Annotated in this window: 10 protein-coding genes; 4 read left to right on the forward strand and 6 right to left on the reverse strand. The window is 65.5% G+C overall.

Annotated elements, in window-relative coordinates; genetic code table 11:
* Positions 1-267 precede the first annotated feature (267 nt).
* From A9X01_RS32305 to A9X01_RS24585, 4 genes are all read right to left on the reverse strand, one after another.
* Positions 268-744: a recombinase family protein gene (locus tag A9X01_RS32305; RefSeq protein WP_436405302.1), complete on the reverse strand. Its 477-nt coding sequence runs from the start codon at positions 742-744 to the stop codon at positions 268-270.
* A complete protein-coding gene (locus A9X01_RS32310; RefSeq protein ID WP_436405303.1) occupies positions 732-974 on the reverse strand; it encodes a recombinase family protein in 243 nt (80 codons plus the stop codon). Before A9X01_RS32310 ends, A9X01_RS32305 begins: the two co-directional genes overlap by 13 nt.
* A gap of 237 nt (positions 975-1,211) precedes the next feature.
* Positions 1,212-3,152, reverse strand: a complete 1,941-nt coding sequence (locus tag A9X01_RS24580; protein ID WP_065123217.1) for a fumarylacetoacetate hydrolase family protein — start codon at positions 3,150-3,152, stop codon at positions 1,212-1,214.
* Complete coding sequence (locus A9X01_RS24585) at positions 3,149-5,413, reverse strand: ATP-dependent DNA ligase (protein ID WP_065123218.1); 2,265 nt, start codon at positions 5,411-5,413, stop codon at positions 3,149-3,151. Before A9X01_RS24585 ends, A9X01_RS24580 begins: the two co-directional genes overlap by 4 nt.
* A gap of 37 nt (positions 5,414-5,450) precedes the next feature.
* Between A9X01_RS24585 and A9X01_RS24590 the strand changes: the two genes are divergently transcribed.
* From A9X01_RS24590 to A9X01_RS24605, 4 genes are all read left to right on the forward strand, one after another.
* Positions 5,451-6,365: a carbohydrate kinase family protein gene (locus tag A9X01_RS24590; RefSeq protein ID WP_065123219.1), complete on the forward strand. Its 915-nt coding sequence runs from the start codon at positions 5,451-5,453 to the stop codon at positions 6,363-6,365.
* Positions 6,366-6,390: 25 nt separating this feature from the next.
* A complete protein-coding gene (ku, locus tag A9X01_RS24595) occupies positions 6,391-7,311 on the forward strand; it encodes a non-homologous end joining protein Ku (RefSeq protein WP_065123220.1) in 921 nt (306 codons plus the stop codon).
* Between the two features lie 91 nt (positions 7,312-7,402).
* Positions 7,403-8,530 carry a phosphate ABC transporter substrate-binding protein PstS gene (gene pstS, locus A9X01_RS24600; protein WP_065123221.1) on the forward strand — a complete coding sequence of 376 codons (1,128 nt, stop codon included), beginning with the start codon at positions 7,403-7,405 and terminating at the stop codon, positions 8,528-8,530.
* A 335-nt stretch (positions 8,531-8,865) separates the two neighbouring features.
* A complete protein-coding gene (locus A9X01_RS24605) occupies positions 8,866-11,025 on the forward strand; it encodes a serine/threonine-protein kinase PknD (protein WP_065123222.1) in 2,160 nt (719 codons plus the stop codon).
* A gap of 16 nt (positions 11,026-11,041) precedes the next feature.
* Here A9X01_RS24605 and pstA read toward each other — a convergent pair whose 3' ends face one another.
* Positions 11,042-11,992 (reverse strand): phosphate ABC transporter permease PstA, encoded by a 951-nt coding sequence (gene pstA / locus A9X01_RS24610; RefSeq protein WP_065123223.1) that lies wholly within the window; start codon positions 11,990-11,992, stop codon positions 11,042-11,044.
* 7 nt (positions 11,993-11,999) lie between these two features.
* Positions 12,000-12,412, reverse strand: a 413-nt coding sequence (locus tag A9X01_RS24615; protein WP_155772267.1) for a PstC family ABC transporter permease, incomplete at its 5' end; no start/stop codon positions are given.

The following is a 12,412-nucleotide window of genomic DNA, read 5'->3' on the forward strand; positions in this document are numbered from 1 at the left end:
CCTTATCTAGCCGGCTGCGACACGCCGGTCCTCAACTCACGGCCCGACTGATACACCACTTTGGTGGACGCAACCGCTCGACGCCGAGACGGTCGAATACCTCGCAGATAAGTATCGGCTCAGCCCGAACGACCGGAGAGCCGTCGTCGTTGCGGACGACGGTCTCGGGTCCGAATAACTTGCGACCCTTAGCGTCCCGCTCGACGCGCCCTTGAGGGCCCGTCAGCGGCTCCCTTGCCACGATCTGGCCTAGCGGCGTCGGGCTCGTCAGGACCGTTTCAGCGGCGCTGGGTGCCACTCGTAACCCTGGACCTCTCGACCCTGCGACTGAGCGAACCGATCCCTCGGAGTGAGGATCTTCCGGTCGGTCAGGTCGGGTGCGACCTGTCGCAGCGGCTCACCGGCCAGCACTCGCTCGACTACCTCGCGGATTACCTCAACCTGCTCGGGGTCTTGGATGTAGCGCCAGCCCTGTTCGGTCTGTTCTGGGAGGTAGCCCCACGGCGGAATCCCTCCCCGGTACCTGTCAGCACGGATGTTGTGGCGAGCAGCCGAGGCGTTGCGCTCACTGATCGCTATTAGCTCCATCTCGGCAACCTTGGCGACAAGTAGAGCGATGATGTCCCCGAACGGAGCCGTAAGGTCCAGGAACTGCTCACTCGCGCTCACGACCGAGACCAAATGCTCTTGGCACCAGCGGATTAAATCTGCGAGATCTCGCAGTCTGCGTACTATCCGGTCCATTCGGTAGAAGACAAGAACGTCGAACTCTCCGAGTCGATTGAGCAGCCAGTCGCCGAGCTGGGGACGGTTGAACGGTGTTGTAGCTGCCCTGACACGTCCAGATCCTCAGCGATCCCGACAACCTCGTAACCGCGCTGAGCGCAGAGGTCGCGACAGGCTTGGAGCTGCCGTTCAGGGGAAGTTGTAGCGTCGGTGACGCGGGACCGGCGGACAACGATGAGGGCTCGCACAGCGACATCCTCTCAGAGGTTGTAAACCGAGCCTTTCGAGTACTCGAATGTTGACATCGCGGCTTTCATAACTGGCGCTGCAGCGCATTTCACTAGCGCTCAGGATTAATCGGCTTGTCCGCGACACCTCATTCCCTGCCAAAACCTGCAGCACGGGGGGAACTCTGACTGCCCCGCAACGACAGTGTCGCTACAAGCCGGGCACAGAACATGGTCCTCCAGCGAGGCGCCCGCTACCTACCCCGCGCGCTTCGCCAACCACTCCGCCTGCATGGTGAACAACCCCAACAACTCCGGGGCCGGTGTCTCGGGATCCAGTTCGCAGTAGCGCCGGTACACGTTGACGACGATGCGTTCGGAATCCAGCCAGGAGGCGTACTCGCCGAGGTCGACGGCATCGACGGCTTCGGCCAGCGACAGGCCCTTGCGGTGGGCTTCGTCCGCCTGCTCGGTGATGTGCACGAAATAGCCACGCACAGCGCGGATTCCGTCTGGGTCGGTCACCGGCCCATGGCCGGGCACCACAATCGGCGTGTCCAAAGCGATCATCGCGTCACACGCCGCGATCCAGTTGGCGATCGGCCCGGACCACACGATCGGCGTGCAGCCGATAAACAGTAGATCCCCGCCGAACAGCACCCCGGCGTCGGGCACGTGCACCACCGAGTCGGCCGCGGTGTGCGCCGGTCCGAGGTTGAGCAGGTGGACCGCCCTGCCGCCGACGTCGAGCGTCAGCGATCGATCGAACGTCTGATCGGCATTGCGCACCGTGATGCCGCTGAAATCGAAGTGCCCGAAGCGTTCCCGCGCGTACGGGGTCGCAACCGGCCCGAGGTCGTCCGTCTGGAGGGCGACCAGCCTCTCCACCCCATGGTCATGCGCGATCTCGTCGAAGGTGCCCTGCGCGGCAATGATCCGCACGCTGTCGTCCAGCAGTTGATTGCCGTGGGTGTGGTCGCCGTTGGAGTGGGTGATCAGCGCATCGCTGATCGGCGCGCGATCGGTGATCGGCCGCATCGCGGTCAGCATCTCGCGGGTCAAGGCGAGGTCGAACAGGGTGTCCACCAACAATGATGCGCCGTCACCGGCCACCAGACCGGCGTTGCTCCACCCGTATCCGCCGTCCGGCAGCGTCCACGCCCACACCCGATCGGCGACCTCATGCAGCCCGCGGGTGTAGGGCACCCTCGCCGGTGCGGGATTCACCCGCGCCGTCGGCGGAGCGACGGGCGCGGACGGAATGGCCCTGGGCGGCAACGGAACCGGCTCTGGCGTGGCTCGCACGGTCTGCCGGGTAGAACCGAGACCTTCCACCTGTAGCGTCACCACGTCGCCGTCGCGCAACCAGCCGGGAAAGGATTCCGGCTTGATCAAATGCTCGACGAGCGTGCAGGTCGGCACGGTGCCGGACCCGATCACATCACCGGGTTGCAGCGTCACGCCCCGCGACATGTACGAGATGACCTCACCGAACGTCCAATCCATGGCGGCGGTGGACCCCGAACCGATCACGGCGTCGTTGACCAACGCCTGCACCCGCAGGCTCAGCTTTCCCTCCCGCCGGAACGGTTCCAGCTCGTCCGCGGTGACCAGATACGGGCCCAGGGTGACGCCGCTGTCCTTGCCCTTCGCCTGCCCGATCCGCAGCTGCCCCTCCAGCGCCTGCAGGTCCCGTGCCGACCAGTCGTTGAAGATCATGTAGCCGACGATCGCCGCCTCCGCCTGGTCGACGGTCAGGTCTTTGCCGGCGGTGCCGATCACCGCGGCGACCTCCAATTCGAAGTCCTGCCAGACACTTCCAGGTGCCATCGGGGCGTCCTCGTAGGGTCCCAATACCGTTGCGGGACAGGCGAAGTAGAACGCCGGGATGCGGTACCAGGCGTCGGCCAGGACGCGACCGCCGCCGGTCGCCTCCTGGCAGTTGCGCATGTGGTCCAGGAAGCACAGCGAGTCGCGGATCGACGGTGGGCGAGGGATCGGCGCGGCCAGCGTCACCTCCTCGAGCGCCACCACCGCGGCCGGTGACCGCAACGCCTCCTCTCCGGCGGCACGCAGGCCGTCGGGACCCGAACCGATCAACCCGAGCAGCGTCTGTCCCGCCGGAAGCGCATGGATTTGCTCACCGGAGAGCACCCCGACCCGTTCGCCGTCCGCACCGCGATAGGTAACCCATTTCATTCGCGCACTACCTCACTTGGTTTCTTGTCCGGCCGCAGCCCACGCCAACTCGATTGCCGCAGCCGGTTGTCCGGGGTCCATTCGCTGTAACGCACCTCACCGACCAGGACCGGCTCGACGAACGTGACACCTCGCGCCTCTCGCTTCGGAAGCGCTGGGTGGAACGGTGATTCGTCGGTGTGCAGCGGCGCCAGCGTCTTCTTCAGGTTGGCCAGTTCGCGGTCGGTGAACCCAGTGCCCACCCGGCCGACGAACTCCAGCCCGTCGGGACCCGGAATGCCGAGCAACAACGCGCCGATACCACTGCTGCGGCCGCCTTCGCCGACCCGCCAACCACCGATCACCACTTCCTGGGTGTTCCAGTTCTTGTCCTTGATCCAGGACGCCGAGCGCCGGCCCGGCTGGTAGCTGGAATCCCGCTTCTTGGCGACGACCCCTTCCCACCCCTGTTTGCGGGAATACTCGAGCGCGTCGGGGCCGTCGCCGGGCAGCAGCTCGGGAACAATGAGTTCGCTTGCGCTGCCCAGGGTTTCCAGCAGCTTGCGTCGGTCGGAATACTTGGCCCGCAACAGCGAGCGTCCGTCCAGGTAGAGCAGGTCGAAGGCCCAGAACTCGATTCGGGTCGCCCGAACCCGGTTCTGCATCTCGTTGAAGCTCGGCACCCCCGCCGCGTTCAGGGCCACCACCTCACCGTCGAGAATCACCTGATGATCGGCGAGATCGGCGGCCAGCGACTGCAATTGGGGATATTCCTTGGTCATGTCGCGCCCGCTGCGGGACCGCAGCCGCAGCGCGCCGTGGTCGGCGTCGACCAACAGTCGGTACCCGTCCCACTTGCCCTCGAATGCCCACTGTCCCTTCTTCAGCCGCGCGACCGACCCGTGCGTGGCGAACATCGGGGTGAGCGCGTCGAAGTCAAAGACGTTCTGGTCCTTCATCCGGTGCGCCAGCCACTGGTCACCCTTGGTCTGGATCAACGCGTACCGCCCGGAGATCCGGCTGCCGTGCAGGTTGACGATGACCTCATCGTCGCGGAACTTCTCCGCCTCATAAGTCCCCGAATCCCAGATGATCACCTTGCCGCCGCCGTATTCCCCCTTGGGGATGTTGCCCTCGAACGAGGCGTATTCCAGCGGGTGGTCTTCGGTGTGCACGGCCAGGTGGTTCACCGATGTCGTCTCGGGCAAATTCTTCGGCACCGCCCAGGACACCAGCACACCGTCACGTTCCAGCCGGAAGTCGTAGTGCAGGCGACGCGCGTGGTGCTCCTGAATGACGAACGTATTGTTCTGTCCGGTGGTGGGTTTCGAGCGCGGCACCGGCTCGGGGGTCTTGGAGGCGTCCCGCATGCTGCGGTACTTGCTCAGCCGGTCCGGCAGCAGCACACCGGGATCCAGCGGCGCGATCAGGTCGCCGTCGCGAGCCACCCGGGCCAGCACCTCGTCGAAACGAAGTTGGCGCAATCCGCGGTCGTCGAGCTCTTCCCAGGTGCGCGGCGCGGCGACCGTCGGATGCTCGCGGCCGCGTAGCGAATACGGCGCGATGGTGGTTTTCGCGCCGTTGTTCTGGCTCCAGTCCAGGAAGATCTTGCCGGCCCGCACATTCTTCGCCATCACCGAGGTGACCAGCTTGGGCATGGCCTTCTCCAGTTGCTGCGCAACACGTTTGGCCAGTACGGTCGCGCCGCGGCTACTCACCGGCTCATCGAGCGGCGCGTACAGGTGCAGTCCCTTGCTGCCGCTGGTGAGCGGGTAGGTGGTCAGGCCGATGTCGGCCATCATGTCGCGCACCGCCCGCGCGACCCGCGCCAGTTGCGCCATCGTCACACCCTCGCCGGGGTCCAGGTCGAACACCAACCGGGTCGCCGGTCCCGGTTTGAGGGTCTCCCCGCTGCGGGTCCACTCCGCGACGAACCGCCACTGCGGCACGTGCACCTCCAGCGCCGCCTGCTGGGCGATCCAGGCCAGCCCGTCAACGCTGTCGATGATCGGGTACGTCGTGGTGCCCGACCGATGCGTGATGCTCGCGCGGGGCAGCCAATCAGGCGCCGAGGACGCCAACTGTTTCTCGAAGAACGCCGGCTCCTCGACGCCGTTGGGCCAGCGCTTGCGGGTGGCGGCACGGCCCGCGATGTGCGGCACCATCACCTCGGCGATGCTGGTGTAGTAGTCGAAGATCTCCCGCTTGGTGGTTCCGGTCGCCGGATACAGCACCTTGTCGGCGTTGGTCAGCTTGACCTGCTGCACCTGTGCCGAACCCATGCTGCCAACGTAACGTGTCGGGCATGGGACAAGGCTCATGAAGGGCCTGGTGATCGGCGAGGCCCTGATCGACATCGTCGAGGGACCCAGCGGCGGCGAGCACGTGGGTGGCAGTCCGCTCAACGTTGCCGTCGGGCTGGCGCGGCTGGGTCGCGGCGTCGACTTCCTGACCCACATCGGCGACGACGCCGCCGGCCGGCGCATCGCGGATTACCTGAAAGATGCTGGCGCTCAGCTTCTTCCGACCAGCGTCACCGCGACGCGCACCCCCACCGCGGTGGCAACCATCGCGGCGGACGGCTCGGCGAACTACTCGTTCGACCTGGATTGGCGGCTCACCGGGACACCGCCGGTGCCGCCGCCGCTGTTCGTGCACACCGGCTCCATCGCGGCAGTGCGGGAACCGGGTTGCCTGGCGGTCGCCGCTCTACTGGACGCCTACCGGGTCTCGGCGAGCATCACCTTCGACCCCAACGTGCGACCGTCCGTGGTCGTCGACCGCGACCAGGCGCGGGAACGCATCGATAAGCTCGTCGAGCGCAGTGACATCGTCAAGGTCAGCGACGAGGATCTGCGCTGGATCGCGCCCGACCGGGCTCCGCAGGACACGGCCCGCAGTTGGCTGGCGTGCGGGCCGGCGCTCGTGGCGCTGACCATGGGCGAGCGCGGCGCGATCGGCTTCTGCGCGGCTGGGCAGGTGCTGGTGCCCGCCCATCCGCAGCAGGTGGTGGACACCGTCGGCGCGGGCGACGCCTTCATGGTCGGGCTGCTCGACGGTCTGTGGGAACTGGGCCTGCTGGGCGGTGACCGGCGCACCGCCCTGCACCGGATCGAGCTCGGCGAGCTGACGTCGGTACTCGAGTTGGCGACGACGGCGTCGGCCCTGACCGTCACCCGTGCCGGCGCGGACCTACCGGATCGCGCCGCGCTCAACGCCTCAAGGGGTTATTGAGACTCGCACGGGGCATACTGACGAAATGCGCTCCATTTGGAAGGGCTCGATCGCCTTCGGGCTGGTGAACGTGCCGGTCAAGGTGTATTCGGCCACCCAGGACCACGACATCAAATTTCACCAGGTGCACGCCAAGGACAACGGCCGCATCCGGTACAAGCGGGTGTGCGAGGTGTGCGGCGAAGTCGTCGAGTACAGCGACATCGCCCGGGCCTTCGAATCCGACGACGGCCGATCGGTGGTGATCACCGACGACGACATCGCCACCTTGCCCGAGGAGCGCAGTCGCGAGATCGAGGTGCTCGAGTTCGTCCCGGCCAGCGAGGTCGACCCGATGATGTTCGACCGGAGCTACTTCCTGGAGCCCGATTCCAAATCGTCCAAATCCTATGTGCTGCTGGCCAAGACACTTGCCGAGGCGGATCGCATGGCGATCGTGCATTTCTCGCTGCGCAACAAAACAAGGCTGGCCGCCCTGCGCGTCAAGGATTTCGGCAAGCGCGACGTGATGGTGATCCACACCTTGTTGTGGCCCGACGAGATCCGTGACCCCGATTTCCCGGTGCTGGACAAGGAAGTCGACATCAAGCCGGCCGAGCTGAAGATGGCCGGCCAGGTAGTGGAGTCGATGGCCGATGATTTCAATCCGGACCGCTACCACGACACCTACCAGGAGCAGCTGCAAGAACTAGTGGACGCCAAACTCGAAGGCGAAGAGGCGTTTACGGTCGAGGAAAAGCCGACCGAGCTGGATGAGACCGAAGACGTCTCGGATCTGTTGGCCAAATTGGAAGCCAGCGTGAAGGCCCGCTCGGGCAACGGCAAGGCCCCGGCGAAGAAGGCGGCAGCAAAAAAGGCGCCCGCCAAGAAATCACCGGCCAAGAAGTCCCCGGCAAAGAAATCACCGGCCAAGAAAGCCGGTTCCAAAGCGGCGTCGAAATCTTAAGAAACCTTGACCGACACGGGGTCACCAGTGACATTCTTTGTTCATCTTCGCCCGTGTTCGGTTATCGCCTGCGTTCGGTAGAGGAGTTGCCGTGAAGTTCACTCGACCTGGCGTCGCACTGAGTCTGCTCGTTGCCGTCGCCGTGGTGCTCTCGGGATGCGGCGGCAACTCCGGCAACACAGCCTCCTCGTCCGGAACGAGTAGTACGCCGGTGGTACCGGTCAACTGCGGCGGCAAGAAGAAGATCCTCGCTGCCGGCTCGACCGCGCAGAAGAACGCGATGGAGCAGTTCGTATACGCCTTCATCCACGCCTGCCCGGGCCACACGCTGGACTACAACGCCAACGGCTCGGGCGCCGGTATGAAAGCGTTCCTCAGCAGTCAGGTGGACTTGGCGGGATCCGACTCGCCGATGAATCCGGATAAGGGCGAACCCGACCGCGCCCGGGAGCGCTGCAGCTCGCCGGCATGGGACATCCCGGTGGTGTTCGGCCCTATTGCGGTCACGTACAACATCAACGGCATCAATTCGCTCAGCCTGGACGGGCCGACCATCGCCAAGATCTTCAACGGGGCGATCACCAAATGGGACGACCCGGCGATCAAGGCGCTGAACAAGAACACCAACCTGCCCCCAACTCCGATTCACGTGGTCTTCCGCGCCGACCAGTCCGGAACCACCGACAATTTCCAGAGATATCTGGACGCGGCGTCCAACGGCGCCTGGGGCAAAGGCGCGGGCCAGGCCTTCAACGGCGGCGTCGGCGAAGGCGCCACCGGCAACGACGGCACATCGCAGGCGATGAAACGCACGGACGGCTCGATCACCTACAACGAGTGGTCGTTCGCCGTCGGACACCAGCTGAACATGGCTCAAATCATCACTTCCGCGGGCCCCGAGGCGGTGTCGATCAGTGCCGAAACCGTCGGCAAGACCATCGCCGGGGCGACGTTCAAGGACGGCACCGACCCGAATGATCTGATCGTCGACACCTCGTCGTTCTATCGGCCGACGCAGGCCGGGGCCTACCCGATCGTGTTGGTCACCTACGAGATCGTCTGCTCGAAGTATCCCGATACTCCGACTGGCCAGGCGGTAAAGGCGTTCATGCAAGCCACAATTGGTGACGGTCAGATCGGCTTGGACGAGTACGGCTACATTCCGTTGCCCAACAACTTCCAATCGAAGTTGGTACCGATCGTGAACGCGATCGGATGACCGGCAGTCACCGTACCGGTTGAGCGGGACCCGTTGGGGGGCGGTCGGTTCCGCCACCGGACCATTGGCGTCGTTCGCATCTCGGCTACCCGCGGCGAATTGCGAACTGGCAGAGTCACTCTGGACCGATGAACCGATCCGACGTGCCAGTCAGCACGGCGGCGTCTTGACGGCAAATCCGGAACCGGCGTTACTCACTCGTGATTCAAAATTCACTGTGAGTGGCGCCATTTTGTTGTGTGCCTGCTCTGTGAGGATTTACCGTGTGTTAACCATCAGATTCGGCGGTGCACAGTCGGCCGGAATGTCGTCGGGTGGCGAAGGGAGCATCGACGGTGACCAACACCGGTTCGGAATCGCGGGTGGGTTCGCAGTTCGGTCCCTACCAGTTGGTGCGCCTGATCGGCCGCGGCGGGATGGGCGAGGTCTACGAGGCCGAGGACACCCGTAAGCACCGGGTGGTCGCGCTGAAGCTGATCTCGACGCAGTATTCCAACAATCCGGTGTTCCGCGCCCGCATGCAGCGAGAGGCCGACACCGCGGGCAGGCTCACCGAACCGCACATCGTGCCGATCCACGATTACGGCGAGATCGAGGGTCACTTCTATGTGGAAATGCGCCTGATCGACGGCGTATCGCTGCGGTCGATGCTGACGCAGTTCGGCCCGCTGACCCCGGCCCGCGCCGTGGCGATCGTCCGCCAGATCGCGGCGGCCCTGGACGCCGCGCACGCCAGCGGCGTGACCCATCGCGACGTCAAGCCGGAGAACATCCTGATCGCGGCCAATGATTTCGCCTACCTGGTGGACTTCGGCATCGCCCGCGCAGCCCACGACCCCAACCTCACCCAGAGCGGGATGGCAGTCGGCACCTACAGCTACATGGCGCCGGAACGGTTCACCGGAGACGAGGTCACCTACAAGGCCGACATCTACGCGTTGGCTTGCGTGCTCGGCGAATGTCTGACCGGGGCGCCGCCCTACCGAGCCGACAGCGTCGAGCGGTTGATCGCCTCCCACCTGATGGAGCCGATCCCCCGGCCCAGTGTGCTGCGGCCCGGTCGGGTGCCCGAAGCCCTGGACCAGGTGATCGCCAAGGGGATGGCCAAGAACCCGAATCAGCGATACATGACCGCGGGTGACTTGGCCGAGGCCGCCCACGATGCACTGACCGCCCCGGAGCAGCGACAGGAGGCCTCCATCCTGCGCCAGGGCGACAACCAGACGCTGATTGCGCCTGTCGTCGACCCGAGCCTGAACCCCGGTTGGGCGAACTCCAACGCGTCCGCTCCGCAGCAGTACTCCGCTCCTCACCAGCAGTACAGCGACCCCGCAACCATGCGCGCGCCGGTCGTGCCCCCGATGCATACCGGCGACGAGACGATGGCCGGGCCGCTGCCGTCGAACACCGGTGGGTGGCGTGAGCGCCCGCCGCAGAATTCGGACCAGTACACACAGGCCGCCCCCGCTGCCGCCCCGACCGCGTGGGCCGGCAGCCAACCGGGTGTCGGATCCGGACCCGGCTTTGGTGGCCCGCCGCCCTATCAGCAGCCGTCGCAGCCGCATCCCCTGACCACGCCCCCGCCGCAGTCCACGCCCCCGCAGCAGGGCAAGTCGCGAAAGGGCCTGCTCATCGGTGCCCTGGCCGCCGTGGTCCTGCTCGTGATCGCGGCCGTCACCGGGTTCCTGATCTTCGGAGGCGAGGACAAGAAAGACTCGGGTCCCACCGAGGCCGGCGGAGTACAGGTGCTGCCGTTCAACGGGCTCAACTTCCGCTTCGCGCCGGGCGGTGTCGCGGTCGACGGCAACGGCGTCGTCTACGTCACCAACCAGACCATGTACGGCCGGGTGGTGGCGCTGCCCGAAGGCTCGTCGTCGCCGACGGTCAAGCCGTTCAACGGCCTTTACGAGCCGCAGGGCATCGCGGTCGACGGTGCCGGCAAGATCTACGTCAGCGACTTCAACAACCGGGTGGTGTCGTTGTCGGCCGGTTCGAACAACCAGGTGGTGCTGCCGTTTGACGGGCTGAACTACCCGGAGGGTGTGGCTGTCGATGCCCAGGGCAACGTATACGTAGCCGACAGGGGCAACAACCGGGTGCTCAAGTTGGCGGCCGGCAGCAACCAGCAGACCGAGGTGCCGTTCCAGGGCCTGAAGAATCCCGACGGGGTGGCCATCGACAGCGACGGCAACATCTACGCCACCGACACCGACAACAACCGGGTGCTCAAGCTGGACGCCGGCACCTCGAACCAGACGGTGTTGCCGTTCTCCGGCATCAGCGCGCCGTGGGGCATCACGGTGGACGGCGCCGGCGCCGTCTACGTCACCGAACACGACAACAACGTGGTGGCGAAGCTGCCGGCTGGGGCGACCGCCTCGGTCGAGTTGCCGTTCACCGGCCTGAACACCCCGTTGTCGGTGGCGGTGGACAAGAAGGGCAACGTCTACGTCGCCGACCGCGGCAACGGCCGGGTGCTGCGCCTCGCGCAGTAGCCAGCGAAAGTCGTAGCTAGCGGAAGACGCCGAAGCCCTGGGCGGCTGAGGCGAACATGTTGCGCAGCAGGCCGCGGGTCGCCACCAGCTTGATTCCGGCGGCGATCAGATTAATCAGGGCCACGATGATGATCAGGGTCAGCGCCGCACCCCAGACGCGCAGGAAGCCGGCGTGCTCGGGGTTGGTCAGCTCGGTGTAGATCAGCAGCGGCAGCGAGGCCATGTTGCCCTCGAAGATGTCGACATTGATCGAGCGGCTGTAGCCGACGAGCACCAGCACCGGTGCGGTCTCGCCGATGACGCGGGCTACGGCCAGCAGCACACCGGAGACGATGCCTGGCATCGCGATCGGGAACACGATCCGCACGATCGTCTTCCATTTCGGGACACCCAACGCGTAGCTGGCTTCCCGCAATTCATCGGGCACCAGCCGCAGCATCTCCTCGGTGGAGCGAACCACCACCGGCAACATCAGCAGGACCAGTGCGAACGACACGGCCAGCGCGCTCTGCTCGAACCTCAGGGTGGCGATCCACAGGCTGAAGACGAACAAGGCAGCGACGATCGAGGGCACGCCGGCCAGCACGTCGACCATGAATGTCGTCAGGCGCGCCAGGCGACTGTTGCCGTATTCGACGAGATACACCGCGGTCATCAGGCCCAGCGGCACAGCGATCAGCGCCGCCACACCGGCCTGCACCAACGACCCGTACAGCGCGTGGTAGATGCCGCCGGCGAACTCCTCGGGCAGCACGCCGCGCAACGAGTGGGTCCACCAGTCAAGGTGGACGACGGCCTGCCAGCCGCGGGCGATCACCACCCACAACAGCCAGATCAACGGCACCAGCGCCACTGCGAACGAGGCGAAGAAAAACGCCGTCGCGATCCCGTTCTTGGTCCGCCGCCACGTACTGAGCGGGCGGAACACGACCGTTTTGACCGGCCGGTCGAGCGCATCAACAGTCATCAGGGTCTCACCCGTTGACCTTTCCGCCCGCGATCGCGCGGGCGGCGGCGTTCACCATGAAGGTCAGCACGAACAGTGCGAACCCGGCCGAGATATACGCTCCCGTCGGCAGCGGCTGGCTGAATTCCGAAGCCGCCGAAGCGATTTTGGACGCGAACGTGTAGCCGCCGTCGAACAACGACCAATTGCCAGGTTTGGCGGCCGAACGCAGGATGATCAGCACGGCGACGGTCTCGCCCAGCGCGCGGCCCAGACCCAGCATCGAAGCGGCCACCACGCCACTGCGTCCGAACGGCAGCACGGTCATCCGCACCACCTCCCATTTCGTCGCACCCAGCGACTGGGCCGCTTCGATCTGCATGCGCGGGGTCTGGCGGAACACTTCTCGCGATACCGAAGTGACGATCGGCAGAATCATCA

The organism is Mycobacterium asiaticum (genome assembly GCF_001668675.1).
Classification (GTDB): Bacteria; Actinomycetota; Actinomycetes; order Mycobacteriales; family Mycobacteriaceae; genus Mycobacterium; species Mycobacterium asiaticum_D.